This is a genomic window from Collinsella aerofaciens (assembly GCF_032584215.1).
Lineage (GTDB): Bacteria > Actinomycetota > Coriobacteriia > Coriobacteriales > Coriobacteriaceae > Collinsella.
This window is the reverse complement of the sequence record NZ_JAWHPN010000006.1, coordinates 46,932-69,596: the sequence shown is the minus strand read 5'-3', so window position 1 is coordinate 69,596 and position 22,665 is coordinate 46,932. Positions and strand designations below refer to the sequence as shown.

The window sequence follows — 22,665 nt, the reverse complement described above, 5'->3', positions numbered from 1 at the left end:
AAGGCGACGGCGACACTATGGGCATGGTTATACACGACGACTTCTGGGCGGCCGCGCAGGCCATGCCCGAGAAGCAGCGCGCGCCGTTCATCTACGCCATCGTCGAGTACCGGTTCACGGGCAAGGAGCCGCAGGGCAGCCCCGCGTGGCTGCCTACCTTCCTGGTGCTCAAGGGCAGGCTCGACATGGGCGACGAGAAGAGCGAGCGCGCAAGGAAGGCGGCCAACGCCCGCTGGGGCAACAGGCCGGGGAAGGAAGACGCGGTGGACGATGCGGCGGCACGGGCGCAAGCCGATGCGCAAGCACATGCGGGAGCATATGCGGATACAGATGCAGTCGCACATGCGCAAGCAGATGCGGATGCACATGCAGGCGCATCGAGTTGCGGCAATGCAGAGGTTGAGGTTGAGGTTGAGGTTGAGTATATAGATAACCCCTTAATCCCCTTTGACGAAATCGTGCATGCGCTCAACGAGGCAGCCGGCACCCGCTACCGCTCAAGCAGCGCCAAGACCCGCAGGCTGATACACGCCCGCTGGGCCGAGGGCTACCGCCTCCCCGACTTCCTGGCCGTCATCGACACGATGGCGGCCGAGTGGGCGGGCGACCCGAAGATGGCCAAGTACCTGCGGCCCTCCACGCTGTTCTCGCCGAAGTTCGAGGACTACGTGAACCGCGGCCCGAGGACCCGGAAGGAGGCCGACGGCTATGCCGAGTACGACTGAGTGCCCCCACTGCGGGGCGCAGCTGGAGGTCCGCTACGTGGTGCTGGCTGGCCGCCGCACCTTCTGCGGCTGGAAGCCGTGCGGCTGCCCGGGTGCCGTGGCGGAGCGCGACGAGCGTTCACGCCTTGAGGCCAGGGCCAAGGCCGAGGAGGCCGCAGCCAAACGCCGCCGGGCCTACGAGCGGGCCGGAATCAAGCCCCGCTTCATGACAGCCGCCTCCCCCATGGCCGAGGGCATTGCCGCGAAGGTTGAGCAAGGGCGCGGGGCGTACATCTGCGGCCCCGTGGGAACCGGCAAGACCCACCTGGCGAGCGCCGTGGCGCGGCTCCTGGTGGACGGCGGCACCAGCGTGAGGGTGACCGACATGCTGGGCGTGCTGGCCGCCATCAAGGGCACCTACGGCGGCGACGGCACCGAGGACGGCGTGCTGTCCAGGCTCTCCCGCGTGGGGTGCCTTGTGCTGGACGACCTGGGCAAGGAGTCCCCCACCGACTGGACGCTGGGGCAGGTGTTCCGCGTCGTGAACGACAGGTACGAGAACATGAGGCCCGTGGTCGTGACCACGCAGTACGGCAAGAGCGACCTCATACGCCGCCTGGCCAAGAACGGCGACGAGGAGACGGCGGTGGCCATCGTGAGCCGCCTGTCGGAGATGTGCGACAAGTACGAGCTGCAAGGCAAGGACAGGAGGCTATCGAATGGCAAACGTTGACACGCTGCCCGAGATCCTGCGCCCCCTCATGGAGGGGCCGAGCATCGAGACGCCCAGGTGCGCCGTGTGCGGCGCGCCGTGGCCGCTCAACCGCCACCACATCGTGAGGCGCGGGGCGGGCAAGCTGTTCCGCGACGGGCGCGAGGTTCCCAAGCCCACGGTGATGCTGTGCGGCAGCGGCAACGGCAGCGGCTGCCACGGGCTGGCGCACGCCAACCGGCTGCACTTCCGCTGGGTCAGGGCCGAGCAGAGGTTCAACCGCCCCGCCCCGCCGGGCTCGGGGCACTGGGAGTACCTGCTGCTGCCGGAACCGACCAAGTACGCGGATGCCCTGGCCATGGACGGCTGGGGGCGGCTGCCGAGGGGCAGGCGGTGCATGTGAGCGGGTACGAGCCTTCAAGCGGGTGGAACCTCCCGCCCGGGTGCTTCGAGTCCGACCCCAGGGCACCGTGGAACCGGCCCGACCCGTGGGAGGGCCGCACGTGCCGGGAGTGCCGCTTCTGCGGCCGCGTGCAGGGCGCTGGCGGCGAGGCCGTGTGCGCCCGCGACGCCATGACTGGCGGCGGCCCCGACGTGGAGGCGGTAGACGAGACAAGCGAGGCATGCGAGTGCTTCGAGTTCGAATAGGAGACGAAACGATGAAGAAGATCTACGCGGTGGCCACGGAGGGCGACGTGGTGCTGGCGTTCGAGAGCAGATCGGACGCAGACGAGTACGCAGGCGAGCACGACGACATGGTGGTGCTGCCGGTGCCGTGCGTGGGGGCCTACGAGTACCCCAGCGAGAAGTCGGCCACCGACTGGGACCGAATCGCCGACGCTCTGCCGAAGGGAGGCGAGCAGGCATGAGGCTGTACATGTGCGCATGCGAACGCTGCGGCAAGGAGGTGCCGGCGACCCTGGCGGGTTACGCCAAGATGGTGCTGAGGAACAGCGCGCGAATCGACGGCAAGGCAAGGGCCTTGTGCCCGGAGTGCGCCGAGAGCCTGCGGGCGTGGTTCCTCGCAGGCGCGGTGAAGCCAGAAGGAGGGAGTATCCATGGGAATCATTACGATACCTGCGGGCGCGATATCGACGCCCTGGGGCAGGACAACATGGGCGTAGACGCGCCACTGTGCGAGGACTGCTGGGGCGAGCAGCAAAGCCATACGGTAGCAGTGCCGCGTCGAGAGACTCGCAACCTGAGGTTCGAGAACGCCCGACTGCGCGAAAAGCTGGACGCCGGAACCGAAGAGACGGCCGTGCAGAACCTGCGCAAGGGCATCGAGACGGCCTACGAGGCGAGCCGCGAGCGCGCCCTGGCGCTCACGAAACTGGACGAGTGCGAGCTGTGGCTGGGGCGCTGCGAGCTGAGGGTGACAGCGTCACCGACGCTCAAGGGCGCGGCCCAGGACGCCGCCATGCCTTGCCTCAAGGCCGAAGAGGCGCACGGTTTCGCGATGCCCGACGTGAACGTGGAGGTGAAGGCCGAGGTAACGGCCGAGGAGTTTGCCAAGAGCCTGCGCGAGTCCATGAAGCCGGCCATGCGGATGGCGGTGGAGTAGCCATGGAGCAGCAGACCGAGAAGCCGAAGCGCCGACCCAGTATCGAGGTGCGCTGCCCGAAGTGCGGCATGCGCGAGATCTGGCACCACCTGCCCAAGGGCGGCGACCGCTGCCGCTGGTGCGGTCACCTGTTCGAGGACTTCACCTACCGCAAGGTCGGGCCGGGCGCGAAGGAGGGGGCGCGATGACGAACTGGGAGCGCCTTTTCGGCACGCCCGAGCGGGCCATCCACACGGAGACGGAGTTCCACTCGTGGCCCTTCTTCATCGCCGTGTATGAGACGAGCCGCATGAGCAGCTGCACTACCAGCAAGCGGCTGCTGGCCAGCTTCTGCGAGGAGGCCGACTATCTGGAATGGCTCAAGGCCGAGTACGACGACGGCACCGTCGAGTGGGAGGAGCGATGAACCGCCCGGGATGCAACTGGGGGTGCCTGCTGTTCATAGCGGCGGCAATCGCCATAGACGCGGCGGCCATCTACGCCATAAGGGCGCTGGCGCTCGGGCTCATGGCCATGGCCGTGGCGGCGTGCGGATAGGGGCAACCGAATACGGAAACAGGCAGAGGGCCGTCCTTCGGGGCGGCCTTTTCCGTGCCCGGCGACACGCTTGCGACCATATGGGCCGAGAGATAGGAGACGCATGGCGAGAGGCGAGACATACGAGGAGTTCACGGCAAAGTTCGAGCCGAAAAGGACGACGGACGACTGCTACACCCCGCCCGAGGTGTACGACTGCGTGCTGCGGTGGGCGCACCGGGAGTACGGGTTCGACCTGGCGAAGGTGGCGCGCCCGTTCTATCCGGGCGGCGACTACGAGCGCGAGGAGTACCCGCAGGGCTGCACGGTGGTGGACAACCCGCCGTTCTCCATCCTGAGCAAGATCGTCAAGCACTACCAGGAGCGCGGCGTGGGCTTCTTCCTGTTCGCCCCCACCCTGACGTGCATGGGCATCCGCAACTGCTGCAAGGTCGCGACGGGCGTCGGCGTGACGTACGCCAACGGCGCAAGCGTCAACACGTCGTTCGTGACCAACCTCGACCCCGCCCAGGCTCGCAGCGCGCCCGACCTGCGCTCCGAGCTGGATGCCGCGATAGAGCGCCTGCGCCGCGAGAAGGCCAAGGCGCTGCCGAAGTACGAGTACCCGGACGAGGTACTGACCGCGCCCATGCTGGCGCGCTACTCCAAGTACGGCATCGACTTCCGCGTGGGGCCGCAGGAGTGCAGTTTCATAAGGGCGCTCGACGCGCAGCGCGTGCAGAACAAGGCGATATACGGCAGCGGCTACCTCATATCAGAGCGTGCAGCCGCAGAGCGTTTCGCGCTTTCGCCGCGCGAGCGCGATGTGATCGCGTCGCTTGGCTAGCGCGAAACTAATCAGGAAGGAGGCCGCAGGTGCCCAAGAAGGACAAGCCGCTCACGGCGAAGCAGGAGGCGTTCGCCCGCGAGATGGCCAAGCCCCGCGCCAAGCAGCAGGACGCGTACCGCGCGGCCTACGACTGCAAGCGGATGAACTACAACTCGATAAGCTGCGCCGCGTCCAAGCTGATGCGCGACCCACGAATCGCGCACAGAATCCAGGAAATCCGCGACGCGGCCGCCAAGGACTGCCGCTGGGAGCTGCAGGACGCGGCCGCCCCGCTGTTCGAGGTGCTGGACGGCGCGCTGCCCATCTTCCGCCGCCAGGCGGCCGAGGGCAGCATCAACGGCGACGCGCGCCTGGCCATAACCGAGAGCGTGAAGCTGCTCAACGACATGTTCGGCGTGGACGGCGCGAAGGCCGCCATGGCGGAGGCGGGGGTGACCATCGTTGACGACCTCGGTTAGGCTCTCGGACGTCGTGGCCTCCGTGTTCGCCGGCGTGTGGCGCTCTATCAAGGCGCACGAGTTCACGCACTACTGGTTCAAGGGCGGGCGCAACTCCACCAAGTCGTCGTTCATATCCATCGCCATCGTGCTGCTGATCATGCTCAACCCGGAGGCCAACGCCGTCGTGCTGCGCAAGGTCGGCAACACGCTGCGCACGTCCGTGTACGAGCAGATAGGCTGGGCGTGCGACGTGCTGGGCGTGGCGCACCTGTTCGACTTCGGCCTGTCCCCCATGGAGGTGACGTACCGCCCCACCGGGCAGGTCATACGCTTTGTGGGATGCGACAAGCCGAAGAAGCTGAAGTCCGCGAAGTTCCGCACCGGCTACTGCGCCGTGGTGTGGTTCGAGGAGGTAGACGAGTTCGACGGCATGGACGAGGTGCGCAGCGTGCTGGCCACGTTCCTGCGCGGCGGCGACATGTTCTGGGTCTTCTACAGCTACAACCCTCCCCGTTCGGCTCGCAACTGGGTGAACAAGGAGGCGCGCGACCTGGAGGCCCACCCGGGCGAGGACGGGCGCTTCATATGCCACACCACGTACCTGGACGTCATAGACGAGCACCCCGAATGGATAAGCGCCACCGCGCTGGCGGAGGCGGAGCGCAGCCGCCGCAAGACCCCCGACTCCTACCGCTGGCAATGGCTCGGCGAGGTCATCGGCACAGGCTCCGAGGTGTTCCCCGACGAGCTGCTGGACATACGCCCCATCACCGCGGAGGAGCGCGCGTCCATCGCCCTGCGCTCGTTCGGTGTGGACGCGGGCAGCGTGCACCCCTGGGTGTTCATGGAGGCGGGCTACGACGAGAACGAGCGCGTGCTGTACCTGCTGGACGAGGAGAGCCGCCAGGGAACCGAGGCCATCGACGTCAAGACCGCCGAGCTGGTGGCGGCCAAGCTGCAGGCGGCCGAGGACCCCGCCGCCGACGTGTGGTGCGACAGCGCGGCGCGCGGCATGATCCTCTACTACCAGGAGCAGGGCATCGGCGCGCAGAAGTCGCTCAAGCAGGGCCTGAACGCGCCCAAGAGCCGCATCAGGTGGATGCAGAACCTTACGCGCATAGTCATCGACCCCGACCGCTGCCCGCTCGCCGCCAAGGAGTTCCCCGAGTTCGAGTACGTGTCGAACGGGCAGGGCGACATAACCGAGACACTGCCGAAGGTGAACGACGACGCGATAGACGCGGCGGGCTACGCCGCAGGACTGTGGATAAGGAGCAACCTCTGATGGAGAAGCGAGGCAACACGGGCTACGCCGAGGCGTGGCTGCGCCGCATGGGATACCAGCCGGACACCCGCATGCAGGGCATGGTGGGCGTCTGGTTCGGCTGGTTCGCGGCGAACAACGGCTGGTACCACTACAGCGAGCGGCGCGGCTTCCGCGTGTACAAGCGCGAGCGCGCCAGCCTGCATCCGGCGGCGCTCGTGGCCGACGAGTGGGCCAGTCTGCTCATGAACGAGAGCACGATCATCTCCAGCACGAGCGACGAGCGCCGCGCCTGGATGGCGCGCTACTTCGCCAACCCCAAGGCGACGGGCGGCGTCGGCGACGAGGGGCACGAGGACGGCCAGGCCGCGCCGCAGCCGACAGAGGACGGCGACGCGCCCACATCGTTCGCCATGGACAACGCCGACTTCATAGCCCGCGCGTTCGCCATGGGCACGGGCGCGTGGGTCATCGAGCCGCGAGGCGTGACCGACAGCGCCTACACGCCCGACGCCGAGCTGCGCATCGTGCGCTACGACGCCACGCAGATAGTCCCGCTCACGTGGAGCGCCGACGACTGCACGCAGTGCGCGTTCGTGGGCCGCGTGGAGGTCGCCGGGCGCGACTACGACCAGTGCCAGGCCCACGTGCTCAAGGGCGGCACCTACCACATCCTCACGCAGCTGTTCGACACCAAGACGCACAAGCAGGTGGCGGTCGAGGGCATCAGCGCCGACATGGACACGCGCTGCACCCGCCCGCTTTTCGCGCTGGTGCGCCCCGCCGTGTCGAACCGCTTCTACGACTACTGCGCGATGGGCGCGAGCGTGTACTGCAACGCCGTGGGGGCCATGAAGGTGGTCGACGAGGCCGCCACCTCCCTGCTCGACCACATTCGCGTGGGCCGCCCGCGCACGTTCGTGGACAAGACCCTCATAGAGTCCAAGACCGACAAGGGGTCGGACGGCAGCCTCACGAAGACCTACTACGCCTTCGGCGAGGCCGACGACACCATCTTCAGCATGAACCCCGGCGACGAGGGGTCGGCCAAGATTCAGACCGTTCAGAGCGACCTCAAGGCCGACGAGAACGCCAGCGCCATCAACACGGGCCTGCGCCTGCTGTCGGTGGCGTGCGGCTTCGGCAACGGCTACTTCTCCTGGGAGTCGCACACGGGCCTGAAGACCGCCAAGGAGGTGGCGGCCGACAACTCGCAGCTGATGCGATCCATCCACCGGCACGAGAACGCCCTGCGCAAGTCCATCGTGCGCCTCGTGAACGGCATGGCCGACGCGTGCCGCAGCATCAAGGGCGAGGCCGTGCCCTACGGCGACGTCACCGTGGACTTCGACGACTCCATCATCAGCGACACGCAGAGCGCGCGCGAGATGGCCATGAGCGAGGTCGGCGCGGGCATCATGGCCCCGTGGGAGTACCGCCGCCGCTTCTACGGCGAGACCAGCAACGAGGCCAAGGCCAACGTGCCCGAGCAGCAGAGCGGCGCGTTCGACATGCTGGGCGACGGGCTCGCCTGATGCTGGGGCCGGACTACATAGAGCACTTCACCGACGCAGCGCAGGGGGCCATGGACGAATACACCCTGCGCCTGGTGTGCATCTACGCCGCGCTCATAGGCTCCATCGACTTCGAGGGCGACAGCGCCTACTCGCAGGCCGCCCGCAAGGCGGCGCTTGCCGCCAAGGACGTGCAGAAGGCCATGAACGAGGAGGGCCGCAGAGCCGCGCGCGAGGCTGCCAAGGCTGCGGCCGAGGCCGTGGCCAAGAGCGCCGAGGCCGACCTGGCCACGCTGGGCACGGCCATGGGCGCGCTGTCCAAGACGATACAGTGGAGGCTGCACAACTCAGCGCGGGCCACGGCGGCGGGAGTGCAGGACGTCGTGAGCCGCGACAACCTGAAGATGCCCGCCAACGTGCAGCGCGCCTACCTCGAAGTCGTGGCGCAGGCCGTGGCTCGGGTGAACTCGGGCATGGCAGGCTACGAGCAGGCCACCCGCGAGGCCGTGCTGAAGCTGGCGCGGCGCGGCGTGTCCGTCGTGGACTACAAGAGCGGGGCGTGGGCGCAGGCGGACGTGGCCATGCGCCGCCACATTCGCACGCAGGCGGTGCAGGCCGGCAGCCGCAACACGCTGGAGCTGCTTGAAGAGACCGGGCACGACCTCGTGCAGACCTCCTCGCACGGCGGGGCGCGCGAGAGCCACGCCAAGTGGCAGGGCCGCGTGTTCAGTCTGTCAGGCAAGTCCAAGAAGTACCCGCCGTTCTACCGCGAGACGGGCTACGGCTCTGTCGATGGCCTGTGCGGCGCGAACTGCAAGCACGACTTCGGCATCTACGTGGAGGGCCAGCAGCTGCGGTACGAGCGCGATCCAGATGGCGGCGACGAGAAGCGCGAGGAGCGATACCAGGCAGAGCAGAAGCAGCGCGAGCTTGAGCGCGGCATACGCGCCGCCAAGCGCGAGGCAACGGCCCTGGAGGCCGCCGGGCTCGACAACACCAAGGAGCGCCTGCGCCTGGGCAAGCTGCAGAAGCGCCAGCGCGAGCACATAGCCGCCCATCCCTACCTGTCCCGCGAGCGCACGCGCGAGGCCGCCGTGGAATCGAAGGAGCGTATCTACCCGCTTGCCACGGACAAGACCTGGGTGCGCGAGAAGTTCATGCCGGGCAAGGGCGCGGGCACCGCCGCAGACGTGAGCCGCCGCGCCGTGAACGGCAGGGCCTACCACGACAAGGTGGCGTCCCTTCCCATCCCGAAGCGCGCAAGCGAGGCCGTATACGCCGAAAGCCGCCGCATCCTGCGCGACCGCGACGGCACGGGCTACGAACGCATGTCCGTCGTGTCGTGGAAGAAGGGCGAGCGCGTCACCGACACCTTCGGGCACGGCCTGAAGAGCCAGGCGTGCGGCCTGACCGCCAAGCAGGTGGAGGCGTGCGGGCGCACCAAGGGCGGCGTGGTGCTGATCCACAACCACCCCATGAGCTCGCCGCCGTCGTGGACCGACATTCGAACGGTGGCGGAAAACGACTGGGTGCGCAGCTCAGTGGTGGCGTGCCACGATGGTACAATCTACGAAATCAAGGTGAACGACCGCAGCGTCGTGCAAGCGTACGAGGAGCTGCGAGAGCTGGCGAAAAGAGAGTGCCCGAACGTGGGCGGCGACGTTATCGACCAGCTTGCCACCGAAATGCTCTACGAGCGAAACGAGGAAGCGAAATGGTTCAGGCTGACAAAAAAGAAGTGACGCCAGAGGACTGGGTGCTCGTCATAGATGACAGCGCCTCCGAGTCGAAAGCCGCCGAAAAGCTGACCAAAGAAGAGCGCGAGGAGCTTTTTGCCAAGTCCCGCAAGGTTCTGCGCGACGCGGGGCTGATGAAGTAGACCAAGCGACAACCGAGTAGACGCACGGCATCAAGGCCGCCCATCACGGGCGGCCTTTTCTTTTGCCTGGCGACACCTCGGGGAAGATGCGGTCACGCGATGGGGCGGCGACAACGGCCCCGCACGCGACCGCGGCGACAACGGCGGGCCATCCAAGCGCGCAGGGAAGCGCGAAAACCAAACACGGAAGGAGCAAGCGATGGCGGACGACAACAAGCCCCAAGGCAACGAGGGCGGCGACAACGGCCAGCAGACCGACCCGGCGAAGGAGGTCGTGTCCTACGCGAAGTACAAGCGCGAGACCGACGAGTACCAGGAGCAGGTGAAGGCCCTCAAGGCCGAGCTGGAGCAGCGCGACAAGCAGATCGAGGAGTTCACCTCCAAGGCGGACAACGCCGAGGAGCTGCAGGCCGCGCTCGACAAGGCCAAGGCCGACAACGAGGCGTACAAGGCCGACGCCGAGAAGCGCGAGGCCGACATGCGCCGCGACTTCGCCATCGACACCAAGCTGGCGCAGATGGGGGTGCGCAACGCCAAGGCGGCGCGCGCGATCATCCCGAACATCGCTGACGCGAAGCTGGACGAGCAGGGCAACCTCACGGGCATCGACTTCGAGGCCCTGAAGAAGGATAACGCCTACATGTTCACCGACCAGCCCCGCGAAAGCGCGGGCGGCGACCCCAAGGGCGGCGCAGGTTCCGACGGCCTGGCCGACTTCCGCGCAGCTTTCGGACTCACCGACGAATCTTCAAAGGAGTAAATCATGCCAAACAGCATCGAACTGCCCAAGGGCTATGAGAACGTGCTCATGGAGGCGTACCGCAAGGAATCCCTGACCGCAGTGCTTGAGAGCGCCGCGCCGCAGGGCAACATCGCGCAGATGGAGCAGCTGGGCGAGTTCTACTATCCCGTCTACTCCATGGGTGGCCTGGGCGACGTGCAGGCCAACGGGCGACTGCCGCAGAACAGCGGCGCGTCCCTGACTTGGAAGCCCATCAGCGCCAACTACGACCGCGGCACCATCCTGGAAATCGACCAGAAAGTGGACGCCCAGTCCTTCAATCTGGCGTTCGGCAACGCCGCCGCGCACTTCAACCGCACCAAGGTGGTGCCCGAGGGAGACGCGTTCGTGTTCTCCACGCTGTGCGCAGGCACCGGCATCACCAAGGAGCAGAAGACCTACGCCGACGGCGCGGACATGCTCAAGGGCCTGAACGCCGCCATGTGCGACATGGACGAGAAGGAGGTGCCGGAAGAGGGCCGCGTGCTGTTCATCACCCCCACCCTGCTGGGTATGGTGAAGGACCTGGACACCACCAAGTCCCGAGAGGCGCTGGACAGCTTCTCCTCCATCGTGAAGGTGCCGCAGTCCCGCTTCTACAGCGCCATCGACCTTTTGGACGGCACCACCAAGGACGAGGAGATCGGCCACTACAAGAAGGGCACCGGCGCGGTGGACATGAACTTCCTCATCGTCCACAAGGACGCCGTGGTGCTGCGCTGGAACTTCGCGCACGGCAAGGTCATCGACGCCGAGGACAACCAGCAGGGCTTCGGCCACCTGTTCAAGTACCGCAAGTACGGCGTGTGCGGCGTCCGCGAGAACCTGGCGCACTACATCACCGCAGGCATGAAGGCCGCGTAGGAAGGAGGCGCGACATGCGCACAGTTGGACTGGCCTTCAAGAAGGAGGCCCCGAAGAAGGCCAAGCCCGCCAAGGGCAAGGCGGAAAAGCCCGAGGCGAAGGCCGCAGACGAGCAGCCCGCCAAGGGCAAGGCGGAAAAGCCCGAGGCGGCCGAGGACGATGGAAACTAGAGCCCCGACCCACGAGGACTACCTGGCAGCCGGGCGCGGGGAGCTGTCCGCCGAGGAGTTCAAGGCGGCGCTCCCCCACGCCACGGCAGCCGTGCGCGACCTGATCTTCCCCAACGAGCCGGACGGCTCCGAGGAGTGGGCGCGCGCGGTCATGGCGGCCTGCGAGGTCGACGCCGCGTACGGATGCTCGGGCGGCATCATGGAGGGCGGCGGCTTCACCGTCGGCTCGTTCTCGTGGAACCCCGGTACCGAAGGGGCCAGCACCTACCGCAGCGACATGGAGACCGCCGTCCGCCGCGAGCTGCTTGGAACGCCGCTGCTCTACGCTGGCATCGGGGGTACCAGATGATGCGGGTGCCGCGCTCGGCGCGGCCCTCCACCATGTCCGTCAAGGTGCCCAGGGAGGGCGGCTACGGCGGCGAGTTCGAGCAGCCCGTCGAGGTGCGCCGCGTGCGCTTCGAGCCCGTCTCGGCGTGGCTCGTGCGCGAGTACGCCCTGGGCGACGGCGCGCAGGGCCTCGTGATAGCGGACGGCGCGGACAGCCCCGGCATGTTCGACGTGCCAGTGGGCAGCCGCGTGAGCATCGACGGGGGCGAGTGGATGAACGTGGCGAGGTGCACGCCCCGCCGCGCGTTCGGCACCCGTCCCCACCAGTGGGAACTGGAGGTGAGGTAGCCATGCCCGCAGCAGTTACGGTCGACCTGACCAAGCTCATGAAGCGTTTCAGCGCGAAGGAGCTGGAGGCCAAGCAGGTGAAGTTCGCCATGAGCGTGGCCGAGGACATGAACGCGTTCACGCCAGAGGACACCAAGCGCATGCACAACTCCATGCAGGCCGCCTCCGACTTCAGGCAGGGCCTCGTCATATGGGACGCCGACTACGCCGCCTACGTGCGCGACCTGCCCGACAGCTCCATCAAGCACGGCAAGAACCCGAGGGCCAAGGCCGACTGGCCGAAGGCCGCGAAGGAAGCGCACGGCGAGGACTGGGAGCGCCTGGCCGTCGACCTCCTGACCGAGGGGGCGTGACATGGCCCCGGACGTGATGGAGGCGGCGAAGGCCGCCATAGAGGCCCTGGGCTACGGCCCGGTGCTCCTCACCCGCCTGGCAGCATCGCGTGGCCACGACGACGCGGTGGTGCTGAGGCCCATGCCCACGGCCGACGCGGTGCGCCACATGGACGGCACCCGCCGTGTCGGATACGTGCTGCAGGTCATCGTGAAGGACACCTCCGAGGCCAAGGCCATGGGCGACGCCTACGACCTGGCCGACGCGCTGGACGGGGCCGACCTGTCCTCGCCCACAGGCTCCTACGGCTTCACGAGCGCGTCGCTGTACACCGAGCCGCAGGAGATAACGCCGCCCGAGGGCGGGCCGTACCTGTGGGAGTTCCGAATCAAAGCGACCATAACCATAGAGAAGGGATAACGATGGCAAAGAACCAAGACCTGGGCTTCGCGCCCAACTACATGAGCGCGCTGGAGATCGACACCACGCCAGACGCGGCCAGCCCCACGTGGGCCATCTTCTCGCGCGGCATCACCGAGGTGAAGCCGACCACCAACGAGACCACCGAGACCAAGGACTACTACGACGGCTACGGCACTCCCACCGACAAGGTGAAGAGCGTGCAGCCGCAGTACGAGGTCACAGGCGACCGCTGCTACGGCGACCCCGCGCAGGACTTCGTTGCCAGCCTGGCGCTTGAGACCGGCGAGGGCCGCACGGGCCACTTCCGCCACACCGACCCCAACGGCGACGTGGTGGAGGGCGACTGCACCTACCTGGGCCTGACCGTCGGCTCGCAGCAGGGCGCGGCGTCCGACCCCGGCGCGTTCTCCTGCACAATCTCGGGCGCTGGCGCTATGCGCTACATCCCCGCCAACAAGCTCAAGCAGCCCACGGGCGTCACCTGCACCGCGCCGACCGGCCCGGCCGTGGGCAAGTCCATGAAGCTCGCGCCGACCGTCGCGCCCGCCGAGGCGAACGCCAAGTGCTTCTTCGCATCGGGCAACACCGACGTGGCCACCGTCGACAGCGACGGCAACGTGACGGGCGTGGCCGCAGGCGAGGCGGTCATCACCGTGCGCTGCGCGTCCAAGCCGAGCATCTGCACGCAGGTGAAGGTCACCGTGGCGGCGAAGTAGCCGCAGGCGACACCAGACATAACCTCCTGGACATGGGGGCGCGGGCTAGCGAGCGGCCCGCGCCCCTTTTCTATGCCCGACGCTCACCGCTCACGAAAGGGGCAGCAAATGGAACTTATGAAAAACATCCGCGCGTACGAGGACGTGTTCTTCGAGGACCCCGAGGAGAACCCCGACACGCCGCGCTTCCGCGTGTGGTTCGACGACAAGCACATCGAGGAGTACCTGGCCAAGGTCGGCAACGCCATCGACCGCGCGCAGGCCAACGAGCAGATGGCCCGCGAGGCCGACACCCCCGAGAAGGCGGCCGAGGCCAACGCCGCGCAGGCCCGCCTCATGAAGCGCACCATCTCGGCGTTCATCGGCACCGAGGGCTGGGAGCAGCTGCTCGCGTGGATGGGCGGCGACGAGGGCCCCATCGCGCCCGAGGAGAACATCCGCATCCTGGGCGAGGTCTTCGCCACGTTCCTCAACATGTTGGCGCGCCACGCGACCAGCGAGCAGCTGATGGCGTGCGGCCTTGCATACAGCGAGCGCGCCGATCAGGTCCAGGCGCTCAACCGCGCCCAGCGCCGCGCCAAGGCCAAGCGCAAGAAGAAGGGCGGCAAGTAATGCTGCCAGCCGCGCTCACGGCCGAGCGGGTGCGGCTGCCCGACGGCACGAGCGCCACGCGCTACCCGTGGAACGGCGAGGAGGTGCTGGTGCGCGACGACGCGCTCACGATAATCCGCGTCATCGAGGTGCTGACCGACGAGGGCAAGTCCGACGACCAGCGCCGGGACGAGTTCCTGGCGCTGTTCTTCGTGGACTGGGCGGACGCGTGGTGCGCATGCGACTACGACGCCGCCGAGTTCGTGCGGATGCGCGACGCGGCGGTATGGGACATGTGCGGACTCGACCTGACCGGCGACCGCCCGCACGAGACCCCGCTGTGGGACTTGGAGGAGGACGCGGCGCGCATACGCACCAGCTTCCGCCAGGCCTACGGCATCGAGTGGGACGAGGTGCGCGGTCGCATCAGCTTTGCCGAGTTCGTGGCACTCGTGGGCGGCTGCCCGCAGGACACGCCGCTCGGCGCGGCCATCCACTACCGCAACCCGGCGACCAAGCCGAAGCCAACCAAATACAACAGGCAGGAGGTCGAGGCCTGGAACGCCGCCCACAAGGCGTTCGAACTCGGCAAAGGCCGCAGCTCACACGGCTCTGAGGAAGGAAGCGACGCGGCGATGCGCGATGTGTTCGCCGCGCTCAAGAGAGCGACGAGGTAAGCATGGACGGCAACGTCATCATCAAAGCGGTGCTCGACACCGTTGACGTATCCAAGAACATCAAGGCCCTGGAGCGCGACCTCCAGGGCATCTCCTGGAAGAACATAACCGAGGGCGACGAGAAGGCCGCGAAGCTGTCGTCCTCGTTCAAGAAGGCCGGCACGGCCGCCACGGTGACGCTGACCGCGCCCGTGGTGGCCGCCGGTAAGGCCGTATTCGGCGTGGCCAGCGACTACGAGCAGGCCAACGCCCGCATAGCCGCTGCGTTCGGCGTGTCAGGCGAGGAGGCCGAGCGTTTCAGCGGCATAGGCAAGCGCATATACGAGGGTGGCTGGGGCCAGTCCCTGGACGAGGTCAACGATGCGCTGATCCAGTGCAAGTCCACCCTTCGCGACGTGTCCGACGAGGACCTGCAGACCGTCACCACCAACGCACTCATGCTGTCGGACACCTTCGGCGCAGACGTGAACGAGTCCATACGCGGCACCAACGCCCTCATGGAGGGCTTCGGGCTGTCCGCCACCGAGGCCAGCGACCTGCTGACGGCGGGCATGCAGCGCGGCCTGAACTACACCGACGAGCTGGGCGACAACCTGAGCGAATACTCCGTGCGATGGGGCGAGGCGGGAATGAGCGCCAGCGAGTACTTCTCGCTGCTCGAAGCGGGCACGTCCAACGGCGCGTACAACCTGGACAAGGTGGGCGACTACCTCAACGAGTTCCTGACGGCGCTGTCCGACGGCCGCATGGAGGAATCCATCGGCTCGTTCAGCGAGGGCACGCAGGAGGTCTTCGAGAACTTCAAGAACGGCAGCGCCACCGCCGAGGACATGCTGCAGGCGGTGCTGGGCGACCTCACGCAGATGCCAAACGAGTACGACAAGGCCGCGCTGGCCTCCACCCTGTGGTCCTCGCTGGGCGAGGACAATGCCCTGGGCATGATCGAGTCCCTGGCGGGCGTGCAGGACAGTTTCGGCGACGTGGCGGGCGCTGCGCAGCAGGCCCAGGAGGCCGCCTCCGACAGCTTCGCCGTGAAATCGCAGGAGGCCATGCGCGAGCTGCAGGGCTCCATCGAGCCGCTTGGCGAGCCGCTGCTCAACATCGCCACCAACGTGGCGGGTGTCGTCAAGTCGTTCTCCGAGTGGTTCGCCGGCATCGGCGAGGGCGGCCAGACCGCCGTGCTGGCGATCGCCACGATAGCGGCCGCCATAGGCCCCGTGCTGTCGACGGTCGGCACCGTCGTGGACACCGTGCCGAAAATCGGAGCGGCCTTCCAGGTGGTCGGCAAGCTGGGCACCGGCGCGCTGGGGCTCATAGCCGCGCACCCCGTGGTAGCGGCCATAGCGGCCATCATCGCCGCCGTGGTGCTGCTGTGGAACAACTGTGAGGAGTTCCGCGACGCGGTGACCGCCGTGTGGGATGCCGTGTGCGCCGCGTTCGAGGTGGCCACCCAGGTGGCGGGCGACGTGGCCCAAAGCGTCGGCGAGTTCTTCTCGCAGCTCGGCGAGACGCTGGGCGGCGTGTGGGACGGCATCTGCTCCACGGTGCAGGGGGCCATCGACGCCATAGCCGGGTTCTTCCAAGGCCTGGCCGGCACCGCCTCGTCCATCTGGGACGGCATCTGCAACGTGGTGCAGGTCGCCGTGATGCTTCTGGGCGAGATTCTGAACCTGGCCATCGAGACGCTGCTCATACCCTGGAACTTCATCTGGGAGAACTTCGGCGAGCAGCTGACGGCGGCATGGGACGCAATCTGCAGCGCGGTGGGAAGCTACATCGACGCGGTGAGCCAGGTCATCACCGACGTGGTGACGGCGCTCTCCGAATGGTGGGGCGCGACGTGGGAAGGCATCAGCGGCACCGCCAGCGCCATATGGGAGGCCATCTACGGCGCGGTGAGCGCATACATCCAGTACGTTAGCGACGTGATAGGCGCAGCCCTTTTGGTCATCCAGGGCGTGTGGGACACGGTGTGGGGCGCGGTGAGCTTCACCGCCTCCAGCATATGGGATGCCATCAGCTCGGCGATAGGCGCGGCCATCAATGCCATCAGCTCCACCATATCGGCGGTGCTGTCGGCAATTCAGGCGGTGTGGGACTCCATATGGGGGGCCGTGAGCAGCACGGCGTCGAGCGTGTGGGTCGGCATCAGCTCCACCATATCCAGCATCGTGAACGGCATCCGCGACACGATCTCCAGTGTGTTCAACGCCGCCAAGGACACCGTGAGCAGCGTGTGGAACTCCATCAAGAGCGCCATCGAGACGCCGATACAGAACGCCCGCGACACCGTGCGCAACGTCATCGACTCCATCAAGGGGTTCTTCAACTTCTCGTGGTCGCTGCCCCACCTGAAGCTGCCGCACCTGTCCATCTCCGGCAGCTTCAGCATCGCCCCGCCGAGCGTGCCGCACTTCGGCATCGACTGGTACGCCAAGGGCGGCGTGTTCAACGGCCCCAGCGTCATCGGCGTCGGCGAGGCGGGCCCCGAGGGCGTGGTGCCGTTCAACGAGCGCGGCGCGCGCCCGCTGGCCGAGGGCATCGCCAAGCTGCTCGACGGCAAGGACGGCGCGGCCCATGGCGACACGAACGTGACAATCAACCTGTACGCGACCGTGCGGGAGGAGGCCGACATCGAGAAAATCTCCCGCCAGATAGCCAAGGAAATCAAACGGCAGGAGTGCTTCGCATGATATACAACGGCTTCGACTTCGCGCCGTGGTTCGACACCCGGCTCGTGACCCGCTCGCTGCTGCCCGAGTACGAAATCGCCACGCGCGACGTGCCCGGGCAGCCCGGCTCGCGCTTCATGCGCGCAGAGCTGAAACCCCTGACGATAGACGTGGCGGCGGCCTGGAGGGCGCGCCCCGCCGACGACATGGCGGCCCTTCGCCGCCTCATGGCCTCGCGCCTGCTGTGCCTCAAGGAGGCCGAGCTGTGGCTGGACGACGAGAGGCACCTGGGCCTGCGCTACATGGCCGTGCTGACCTCGCCGGGCGCGCTCGACACGTTGTGGCACACCGGCGAGGCCACGCTGACGTTCACGGCATACGACCCCGTGGCCTACGGGGCCGAGGGGCGCGCAACCGTGTCGGGCACCTCGGGCGTGCAGGTGGGCGGGACGTTCCGCACCTACCCCACCGTGACCGTCAGGCCCGGCGGCAGCACGTCGGCGCTGCGGCTGACGAACATGGGAACGGGCGAGTTCGTGCAGATCGACAAGGCGGTGACGGCATCGAGCGCGGTGGTCATCGACATGGCCGCCCCGCAGGCCACGGTGGACGGCAGCCCCGCGCCCGTGACCTTCGAGAGTGACTTCTTCCCGCTGGAGCCGGGGGCCAACAGCCTCAAGCTGTCCAGCGGCACCGCGACGGTACAGTGGACGGAAAGGTACGTGGGCTGATGATTCTGTGGGCATGCGACCGCTGGGAGGCGTACAAGGGACCCATCAAGACGCTGTTCGAGTGCGAGGACACGCGCGAGGTCAACGGCGAGAACGCCCTGAGCATCACAACGCTGGCGCGCCTGGACAAGGGCGACCGCCTGGTGTGGCGCGACCTCAAGGGCCGCTGGCACGAGAACATCGTGGACGGCGTGGAGGAGGAGCGCGCAAGCGCGGGCATCCTCTACACGTACTACTGCCCGACCTCGGCGCAAATCGAGCTCCTGGGCGACTACCTGGAGGACAAGCGCCCCTACGACGTGAGCGCCTACGCCGCGCTGGCCTCGGCGCTGTCCTCCTCGCGCTGGCAGGTCGGAACCGTGGCCGACCTCGGGCAGGCCGGCACGAACTTCTACCACACCAACGCATGGGCGGCCATCCACGACGTGGCAGACACTTGGGGCGGCGAGCTGTCGTTCGAAATCCAGGTGAGCGGCACCAAGGTGACCGCACGCCGCGTGTGCATGGCCAAGCAGGTCGGCGAGGACAACGGCAAGCGTTTCACCTACGCCAAGGACCTCGTGAGCGTCAAGCGCAGCGTGGACGAGGGCAACGTGTGTACCGCCCTGTACGGCTACGGCAAGTCCCTGCAGACCGCCGACGAGGACGGCAACCTGACGGGCGGCTACGATCGCAAGCTGACCTTCGGCGACGTGAACGGCGGGCAGAACTGGGTGGGGTCGGCCGACGCGCTGGCGCGCTGGGGACGGCCCGACGGCAAGGGCGGCAAGGCGCACGTGTTCGGCGACGTGGAGTTCTCCGACTGCGAGGACGCCGCCGAGCTGAAGAAGCTCACCGAGGCGCAGCTGGCTAAGTCGTGCGTGCCCACCGTGTCCTACACTGCGGACGCCGTGGCGCTTGCGCGCGCCGGCGAGGGCTTCGAGGGCGCGGACGAGGGCGACCTGGTGACCGTGGTGGACAAGGTGTACGACCCGCCGCTGCGCGTGCGCACGCGCATCACCAAGGTGGTGGAGGACCAGCTGCGCCCCGGCGAGGTCACCTACACGTTCGGCAACTACCAGACCGTGGCCGAGCTGATGGCCGCCCAGAAGTCCAGCGCAAAGAGAACGGCTTCGAGCATCCGCGCCACCGTGGCCGACGCGGTAAACGCGTCCAACAAGGCATCGACCGGCAAATGGGGCGAGAGCCTGGCGGCCTCCGAGAAGCGCCAGGAGGCGTTCGCCAGGGAGCAGGGCGGCGCGGCCAAGGACTACACCGACGAGGTGAAGGACGCGCTTGACAAGGCCCTCAAGGAGTATGCCGACAAGGGCGATACCACGCTGGAAGAGGCGCTGAAGAAGTACTCCGACGACGGCAACCTGTCCCTTGAGGAAGTGCTCAAGCTCTACACCGACACCACGGTGGAGCAGAGCGAGAGCGTGCTCAAGCGGATAGACGAGGCCAACAAGGAGTACCTGGAAGGCGTCACGGGCAAGCTGGACGAACGGCTGACGAGCGCCGAGGGCGAGGTGGATGGGCTGCAGAAACAGCTCGACCAGCTGCCGACGGATATCCGCAAGAAGATCGTTGACATGCTCAACAGCGAGGTGAACACCACGGGCGGCTGGGTGTACGAGGAGCCCGGCCAGGGCATCCTGGTGTACGACAAGAAGCCCGAGAGCGCCACCAAGTGCGTCAAGATAGGCGGCGGAATCATCGGCGTGGCCAACTCCAAGTACTCCAGCGGCGCGTGGAAGTGGCGCACGGCCATAACCGGCGACGGCGTGACCGCCGACGAGCTGACCACGGGCCGCATCAAAGGCGGGAACTCGTACTGGGACCTCGACAGCGGGGCCTTCTACCTGCGCGACGGCTCCATCTTCATGACCGACAGCAACGGCAACAGGGTCTATATCAACGCCACCAACGGCTTCCAGATATACGACAAGAACGGCTCCATCATCGCGGGCACCGTGCTGGTGGGCAGCACCTCCATGTTCCGCTGCAACATGGTCGGCACGTCGTCAACCAACTACATCACCACCGGCACGACGACGAACAACCACCCGGGAGCGTCGTTCGTGAACGGCTCGACCGAGTACTGCACCATCGAGGCCGTCCACGCGAAGGACAGCCCCACGGCGAGCTCGACCGACGGCGTGGGCATATCCGCCTGCGGCTACGGCTTCCTGGCAGTCAACCGCTACTACCGCCAGACGTGGCTGACGACCCCCTACTACGCGGGCTACATGAGCCATCCCGACGAGCAGCTGTACATGAGGAGCGGCAACAGCAACGCGGGCGGCTCGGCGTACGTGAAGCTGCAGGAGAACTCCAACAACTACGTGTACCTGGATAGCAGCCGCGCAGACATTGGGTCGTCGGGCACCGCCAGGATACTCGCCCCGAAGTTCGCCATAGGAACCAGTCCGAGCAGCGGCGGCACCTACGGGTACACGGGCTCCACGCAGTTCATCGGGTGCATCACCAACAACGGCAACAACTGGACGTGGGGCACCATCAACGTGGTGAACGGAATCATCACCGGCATGAGCAGCATCACGGGAAACTAGACCAGCGAGAGGGGAAACGGAATGTTCTACCACCTTGTGCAGCAGCCCGAAGCGCCGCAGGCGCTCGACGGCGCGCCGAAGCCGCCCGAGGCGCTTCCGGTGTTCGAGTGCATCAGCGACCCGGCCACGGCGCGGGCCATCGTGGAATCGGAAGACGTGTTCGAGTTCGACGGCAAGGGCGGCTTCACGCTCGTGTCCAGCCCCGTGGCCGCCATGGACGCGGAAGGCGGCGAGGCCAACGCCGTGGACTTCTCGGCGCTCACCGACGAGGAGATATGCGGGGTCCACAGAGCGCAGCCCGGCGACATATCGCGGACACTTGCGGCCGAAGGAAAGGAATGAGGCATGGCAACGCACGAGCTTACGCTCAACCTCAAGAAGACCAACATAGCGCCGCCCGTCATCACCGTGCACCAGGGCGACAGCGCCGAGGTCCTGAAGGCCGCCATCTACGACGGCGACAAGAAGGCGGCCCTGACGGGCTGCAAGGTGCACCTCATGGCTGCGAAGCCCGACCACACCTACGTGGAGCAGCAGTTCACTGGCATCAGCGACAACGTGGCCACCGTGACGGTCGACCCCGCCGTCTTCGGCGTGGCCGGGCTGCTCAAGGTGTGCTACGTGCGCGTGCGGAACGCGGCAGGGCTGGACGCCACCACCGAGAACGTCCTGGTGAACGTGCTGCCCTCGGCGAGCGCGTCGGGCGAGATATCCGGCCCGTACGTCGATGCGGTGGAGGCGACCATCGCGAACCTCGAAGGGCAGCTAGCCGACGTGAGCGCGCTGAACGCGCAGATGCAGAAGGCCGAGGCCTCCCGCGCGAGCGCGGAAAACCAGCGCGCCACGAACGAGAAGGCACGCCAGACCGCCGAAACCAAGCGCGCAGAGGCCGAGAAGAAGCGAGCCACGGCGGAAAGCGACCGCGTGACCGAGGCGTCGCAGCTGAAGACGGCCTCGCAAGCCGCCACGGCTGCGGCAAACGGCGCGGCCTCGAACGCCGACGCGGCGGCAAACATCGCCCTGCAGATAGCCAACAGCGTGGCGCAGGGCAGCGCGGGCAGCTCGGACATGGCCAAGCAGAGGCAGCAGATAGCCGACCTGTACGGCAAGCTGGCCGACGCCACGGACGCGTTCATCTACGACGACGGCACCGTGTACTGCCCCGCCTCCAAGGCCAGTGCATCTGGCAGCACCATCACGTTCGGGAGCACCTGCACGGCGTCCGGCACAACCCTCAACCTCAAGTAGAAAGGCAACGAAATGGCACAAGCGAAAACCCTGTCGGTGGGCGGCATCGGCTACGAGGTCATCGACGATACCGCGCGCAGCAACGCGCAGACGGCGCTCAACAACGCCGAGTACAACCGCCAGGGCCAAATCGGCAAGTACGGCGGGCAGAACATCGCCGCCATCCTGGCGGGAGAGATCGGCAGCGGCAGCGTGTACGACGCGCTGCATAAGCGCATCGCCAACGGCAACTTCGCGGGCCTGCGCGTGGGAGACTACATCGACGTGCCGCTGGTAAGCGCGTCGGGCGTGGCGGCCCAGCAGTCCGTGCGCTTCCTCCTGGCGCACTTCGACCCGTACTACTGCTGCGGCGACAGCTCCAAAGGCCACCACATCGCCTTCGTGGCCTCCGCGCCCATCGCCGTGGCCAAGACCGTGACCGGCGTTGCCAACGACAGCTTCCTGATGTGGAACACGACCAACACGAACCAGGGCACCGCCGACCAGAAATGCCCCTACCCCAACAGCAACCTCAAGGCGTGGGAGACGGCCTTCGAGGCGTGCCTGCCCGAAAGCCTGACCAAGTACCTGCTGACCCAGCGCGTCCTGCTTGAGGAGCGTTACAGCGCCAGCGGCGCGCTCAACGACTCCAACTCGTGGAGCTGGCAGGATATCGGCAAGGTGTTCTCGCTGTCCGAGATGGAGGTGTACGGCTGCCCGGTGTGGGGCACCAAGGGCTACAGCGTCGGCTTTGACTGCCAGTGGGACCTGTTCAGGGACACCGCGCACCGAATCAACGGAACTCGGTGC

Annotated in this window: 30 protein-coding genes; all 30 read left to right on the top strand. The window is 67.1% G+C overall.

Annotated features, from left to right (window positions below; translation table 11 throughout):
• The first annotated feature begins 17 nt into the window (after positions 1–17).
• Entirely contained in the window at positions 18–725 is a 708-nt protein-coding gene (locus RX395_RS02965) for a conserved phage C-terminal domain-containing protein (protein WP_316365339.1), read from the top strand.
• Positions 709–1,437: an ATP-binding protein gene (locus tag RX395_RS02960; protein WP_152067353.1), complete on the top strand. Its 729-nt coding sequence runs from the start codon at positions 709–711 to the stop codon at positions 1,435–1,437. Before RX395_RS02965 ends, RX395_RS02960 begins: the two co-directional genes overlap by 17 nt.
• A complete protein-coding gene (locus RX395_RS02955; RefSeq protein WP_118349165.1) occupies positions 1,424–1,819 on the top strand; it encodes a hypothetical protein in 396 nt (131 codons plus the stop codon). Before RX395_RS02960 ends, RX395_RS02955 begins: the two co-directional genes overlap by 14 nt.
• A 256-nt stretch (positions 1,820–2,075) precedes the next feature.
• Positions 2,076–2,285 (top strand): hypothetical protein, encoded by a 210-nt coding sequence (locus RX395_RS02950; protein ID WP_316365337.1) that lies wholly within the window; start codon positions 2,076–2,078, stop codon positions 2,283–2,285.
• Complete coding sequence (locus tag RX395_RS02945; RefSeq protein ID WP_316365336.1) at positions 2,282–2,980, top strand: hypothetical protein; 699 nt, start codon at positions 2,282–2,284, stop codon at positions 2,978–2,980. Before RX395_RS02950 ends, RX395_RS02945 begins: the two co-directional genes overlap by 4 nt.
• Before the next feature lie 2 nt (positions 2,981–2,982).
• A complete protein-coding gene (locus RX395_RS02940) occupies positions 2,983–3,168 on the top strand; it encodes a hypothetical protein (RefSeq protein WP_316365334.1) in 186 nt (61 codons plus the stop codon).
• Positions 3,165–3,386, top strand: a complete 222-nt coding sequence (locus RX395_RS02935) for a hypothetical protein (protein WP_316365333.1) — start codon at positions 3,165–3,167, stop codon at positions 3,384–3,386. The genes RX395_RS02940 and RX395_RS02935 overlap by 4 nt, the downstream gene beginning before the upstream one ends.
• Positions 3,383–3,517, top strand: coding sequence for a hypothetical protein (locus RX395_RS02930; RefSeq protein ID WP_264297873.1), 135 nt, complete (start codon positions 3,383–3,385; stop codon positions 3,515–3,517). The genes RX395_RS02935 and RX395_RS02930 overlap by 4 nt, the downstream gene beginning before the upstream one ends.
• A gap of 103 nt (positions 3,518–3,620) precedes the next feature.
• Positions 3,621–4,343, top strand: coding sequence for a hypothetical protein (locus tag RX395_RS02925; protein WP_316365330.1), 723 nt, complete (start codon positions 3,621–3,623; stop codon positions 4,341–4,343).
• Positions 4,344–4,372: 29 nt separating this feature from the next.
• Positions 4,373–4,804 carry a hypothetical protein gene (locus RX395_RS02920; protein ID WP_117765325.1) on the top strand — a complete coding sequence of 144 codons (432 nt, stop codon included), beginning with the start codon at positions 4,373–4,375 and terminating at the stop codon, positions 4,802–4,804.
• A complete protein-coding gene (locus RX395_RS02915; RefSeq protein ID WP_152067358.1) occupies positions 4,788–6,071 on the top strand; it encodes a PBSX family phage terminase large subunit in 1,284 nt (427 codons plus the stop codon). Before RX395_RS02920 ends, RX395_RS02915 begins: the two co-directional genes overlap by 17 nt.
• A gap of 197 nt (positions 6,072–6,268) precedes the next feature.
• Positions 6,269–7,585 (top strand): phage portal protein, encoded by a 1,317-nt coding sequence (locus tag RX395_RS02910; RefSeq protein ID WP_316365325.1) that lies wholly within the window; start codon positions 6,269–6,271, stop codon positions 7,583–7,585.
• Between the two features lie 50 nt (positions 7,586–7,635).
• Complete coding sequence (locus RX395_RS02905; RefSeq protein ID WP_316365323.1) at positions 7,636–9,306, top strand: phage minor capsid protein; 1,671 nt, start codon at positions 7,636–7,638, stop codon at positions 9,304–9,306.
• Positions 9,279–9,443 carry a hypothetical protein gene (locus tag RX395_RS02900; protein WP_158573939.1) on the top strand — a complete coding sequence of 55 codons (165 nt, stop codon included), beginning with the start codon at positions 9,279–9,281 and terminating at the stop codon, positions 9,441–9,443. Before RX395_RS02905 ends, RX395_RS02900 begins: the two co-directional genes overlap by 28 nt.
• A gap of 199 nt (positions 9,444–9,642) precedes the next feature.
• Positions 9,643–10,203 carry a phage scaffolding protein gene (locus RX395_RS02895; protein WP_316365320.1) on the top strand — a complete coding sequence of 187 codons (561 nt, stop codon included), beginning with the start codon at positions 9,643–9,645 and terminating at the stop codon, positions 10,201–10,203.
• Between the two features lie 3 nt (positions 10,204–10,206).
• Positions 10,207–11,088, top strand: coding sequence for a hypothetical protein (locus RX395_RS02890; RefSeq protein WP_316365319.1), 882 nt, complete (start codon positions 10,207–10,209; stop codon positions 11,086–11,088).
• Positions 11,089–11,102: 14 nt separating this feature from the next.
• Entirely contained in the window at positions 11,103–11,258 is a 156-nt protein-coding gene (locus RX395_RS02885) for a hypothetical protein (RefSeq protein WP_316365317.1), read from the top strand.
• Positions 11,248–11,607 carry a hypothetical protein gene (locus RX395_RS02880; RefSeq protein WP_316365314.1) on the top strand — a complete coding sequence of 120 codons (360 nt, stop codon included), beginning with the start codon at positions 11,248–11,250 and terminating at the stop codon, positions 11,605–11,607. Before RX395_RS02885 ends, RX395_RS02880 begins: the two co-directional genes overlap by 11 nt.
• 32 nt (positions 11,608–11,639) lie before the next feature.
• Positions 11,640–11,933: a minor capsid protein gene (locus tag RX395_RS02875; RefSeq protein ID WP_316365312.1), complete on the top strand. Its 294-nt coding sequence runs from the start codon at positions 11,640–11,642 to the stop codon at positions 11,931–11,933.
• Between the two features lie 2 nt (positions 11,934–11,935).
• Positions 11,936–12,286, top strand: coding sequence for a minor capsid protein (locus RX395_RS02870; protein WP_118349157.1), 351 nt, complete (start codon positions 11,936–11,938; stop codon positions 12,284–12,286).
• Position 12,287: 1 nt separating this feature from the next.
• On the top strand, positions 12,288–12,686 hold the full coding sequence (locus tag RX395_RS02865; protein ID WP_316365309.1) for a phage tail terminator protein: 399 nt from the start codon (positions 12,288–12,290) through the stop codon (positions 12,684–12,686).
• Positions 12,687–12,688: 2 nt separating this feature from the next.
• On the top strand, positions 12,689–13,405 hold the full coding sequence (locus tag RX395_RS02860) for a phage tail tube protein (protein ID WP_316365307.1): 717 nt from the start codon (positions 12,689–12,691) through the stop codon (positions 13,403–13,405).
• 108 nt (positions 13,406–13,513) lie between these two features.
• Complete coding sequence (locus RX395_RS02855) at positions 13,514–14,017, top strand: hypothetical protein (protein WP_316365306.1); 504 nt, start codon at positions 13,514–13,516, stop codon at positions 14,015–14,017.
• Entirely contained in the window at positions 14,017–14,673 is a 657-nt protein-coding gene (locus tag RX395_RS02850) for a Gp15 family bacteriophage protein (protein WP_161160595.1), read from the top strand. The genes RX395_RS02855 and RX395_RS02850 overlap by 1 nt, the downstream gene beginning before the upstream one ends.
• A gap of 2 nt (positions 14,674–14,675) precedes the next feature.
• A complete protein-coding gene (locus RX395_RS02845) occupies positions 14,676–17,366 on the top strand; it encodes a phage tail tape measure protein (RefSeq protein WP_316365304.1) in 2,691 nt (896 codons plus the stop codon).
• Entirely contained in the window at positions 17,363–18,076 is a 714-nt protein-coding gene (locus tag RX395_RS02840; RefSeq protein WP_117637885.1) for a distal tail protein Dit, read from the top strand. Before RX395_RS02845 ends, RX395_RS02840 begins: the two co-directional genes overlap by 4 nt.
• A complete protein-coding gene (locus tag RX395_RS02835) occupies positions 18,076–20,628 on the top strand; it encodes a phage tail spike protein (RefSeq protein ID WP_316365301.1) in 2,553 nt (850 codons plus the stop codon). The genes RX395_RS02840 and RX395_RS02835 overlap by 1 nt, the downstream gene beginning before the upstream one ends.
• Positions 20,629–20,649: 21 nt before the next feature.
• A complete protein-coding gene (locus tag RX395_RS02830) occupies positions 20,650–20,970 on the top strand; it encodes a hypothetical protein (protein ID WP_316365299.1) in 321 nt (106 codons plus the stop codon).
• A 3-nt stretch (positions 20,971–20,973) separates the two neighbouring features.
• A complete protein-coding gene (locus tag RX395_RS02825) occupies positions 20,974–21,876 on the top strand; it encodes a BppU family phage baseplate upper protein (RefSeq protein ID WP_316365297.1) in 903 nt (300 codons plus the stop codon).
• A 12-nt stretch (positions 21,877–21,888) separates the two neighbouring features.
• Positions 21,889–22,665: hypothetical protein (locus tag RX395_RS02820; RefSeq protein WP_316365295.1), on the top strand; the 777-nt coding region annotated here is incomplete at its 3' end.

Excerpts from the sequence above, each read along its gene's own strand:
- RX395_RS02965 (WP_316365339.1), top strand. The coding sequence starts at position 18 with ATGGGCATGGTTATACACGACGACTTCTGGGCGGCCGCGCAGGCCATG.
- RX395_RS02960 (WP_152067353.1), top strand. The coding sequence starts at position 709 with ATGCCGAGTACGACTGAGTGCCCCCACTGCGGGGCGCAGCTGGAGGTC.
- RX395_RS02955 (WP_118349165.1), top strand. The coding sequence starts at position 1,424 with ATGGCAAACGTTGACACGCTGCCCGAGATCCTGCGCCCCCTCATGGAG.
- RX395_RS02950 (WP_316365337.1), top strand. The coding sequence starts at position 2,076 with ATGAAGAAGATCTACGCGGTGGCCACGGAGGGCGACGTGGTGCTGGCG.
- RX395_RS02945 (WP_316365336.1), top strand. The coding sequence starts at position 2,282 with ATGAGGCTGTACATGTGCGCATGCGAACGCTGCGGCAAGGAGGTGCCG.
- RX395_RS02940 (WP_316365334.1), top strand. The coding sequence starts at position 2,983 with ATGGAGCAGCAGACCGAGAAGCCGAAGCGCCGACCCAGTATCGAGGTG.
- RX395_RS02935 (WP_316365333.1), top strand. The coding sequence starts at position 3,165 with ATGACGAACTGGGAGCGCCTTTTCGGCACGCCCGAGCGGGCCATCCAC.
- RX395_RS02930 (WP_264297873.1), top strand. The coding sequence starts at position 3,383 with ATGAACCGCCCGGGATGCAACTGGGGGTGCCTGCTGTTCATAGCGGCG.
- RX395_RS02925 (WP_316365330.1), top strand. The coding sequence starts at position 3,621 with ATGGCGAGAGGCGAGACATACGAGGAGTTCACGGCAAAGTTCGAGCCG.
- RX395_RS02905 (WP_316365323.1), top strand. The coding sequence starts at position 7,636 with ATGGACGAATACACCCTGCGCCTGGTGTGCATCTACGCCGCGCTCATA.
- RX395_RS02900 (WP_158573939.1), top strand. The coding sequence starts at position 9,279 with ATGGTTCAGGCTGACAAAAAAGAAGTGACGCCAGAGGACTGGGTGCTC.
- RX395_RS02895 (WP_316365320.1), top strand. The coding sequence starts at position 9,643 with ATGGCGGACGACAACAAGCCCCAAGGCAACGAGGGCGGCGACAACGGC.
- RX395_RS02890 (WP_316365319.1), top strand. The coding sequence starts at position 10,207 with ATGCCAAACAGCATCGAACTGCCCAAGGGCTATGAGAACGTGCTCATG.
- RX395_RS02885 (WP_316365317.1), top strand. The coding sequence starts at position 11,103 with ATGCGCACAGTTGGACTGGCCTTCAAGAAGGAGGCCCCGAAGAAGGCC.
- RX395_RS02880 (WP_316365314.1), top strand. The coding sequence starts at position 11,248 with ATGGAAACTAGAGCCCCGACCCACGAGGACTACCTGGCAGCCGGGCGC.
- RX395_RS02875 (WP_316365312.1), top strand. The coding sequence starts at position 11,640 with ATGTCCGTCAAGGTGCCCAGGGAGGGCGGCTACGGCGGCGAGTTCGAG.
- RX395_RS02870 (WP_118349157.1), top strand. The coding sequence starts at position 11,936 with ATGCCCGCAGCAGTTACGGTCGACCTGACCAAGCTCATGAAGCGTTTC.
- RX395_RS02865 (WP_316365309.1), top strand. The coding sequence starts at position 12,288 with ATGGCCCCGGACGTGATGGAGGCGGCGAAGGCCGCCATAGAGGCCCTG.
- RX395_RS02860 (WP_316365307.1), top strand. The coding sequence starts at position 12,689 with ATGGCAAAGAACCAAGACCTGGGCTTCGCGCCCAACTACATGAGCGCG.
- RX395_RS02855 (WP_316365306.1), top strand. The coding sequence starts at position 13,514 with ATGGAACTTATGAAAAACATCCGCGCGTACGAGGACGTGTTCTTCGAG.
- RX395_RS02850 (WP_161160595.1), top strand. The coding sequence starts at position 14,017 with ATGCTGCCAGCCGCGCTCACGGCCGAGCGGGTGCGGCTGCCCGACGGC.
- RX395_RS02845 (WP_316365304.1), top strand. The coding sequence starts at position 14,676 with ATGGACGGCAACGTCATCATCAAAGCGGTGCTCGACACCGTTGACGTA.
- RX395_RS02840 (WP_117637885.1), top strand. The coding sequence starts at position 17,363 with ATGATATACAACGGCTTCGACTTCGCGCCGTGGTTCGACACCCGGCTC.
- RX395_RS02835 (WP_316365301.1), top strand. The coding sequence starts at position 18,076 with ATGATTCTGTGGGCATGCGACCGCTGGGAGGCGTACAAGGGACCCATC.
- RX395_RS02830 (WP_316365299.1), top strand. The coding sequence starts at position 20,650 with ATGTTCTACCACCTTGTGCAGCAGCCCGAAGCGCCGCAGGCGCTCGAC.
- RX395_RS02825 (WP_316365297.1), top strand. The coding sequence starts at position 20,974 with ATGGCAACGCACGAGCTTACGCTCAACCTCAAGAAGACCAACATAGCG.